Raw genomic sequence first — 231 nt, 5'->3', positions numbered from 1 at the left:
ACGTTCGCCCATGGCCTGGCGGCCGAAGACGGTCGCTTCCAGCACCAGCGCCTCGGCCCATGCGGCAAGCTCGACGTCCAACGTACGGACAAAGGCGGCGCGATCGAAGACGATGGTTTCCTGCGGCAACCAGGCGATGCTGCCGTTCTCTCCGACGGTCAGTCTGACCCGGACTTCGGCATGGTCCGATGCGGCGCGATAGACTTTTTCGCAGGCCTGGGTCGTTATCCC

Annotated in this window: 1 protein-coding gene; it reads right to left on the bottom strand. The window is 64.5% G+C overall.

Going from position 1 to position 231, the window contains the following annotated elements; all coding sequences use genetic code 11:
* Nucleotides 1-231: urease accessory protein UreD (locus X744_RS0139560; protein WP_031261681.1), on the bottom strand; the 231-nt coding region annotated here is incomplete at both ends.

This window comes from Mesorhizobium sp. LNHC252B00 (assembly GCF_000502955.1).
In the GTDB taxonomy this organism is placed as follows: Bacteria; Pseudomonadota; Alphaproteobacteria; order Rhizobiales; family Rhizobiaceae; genus Mesorhizobium.
Note: the sequence above shows the minus strand (reverse complement) of the source record. Positions and strands in the feature narration are given on the sequence as shown.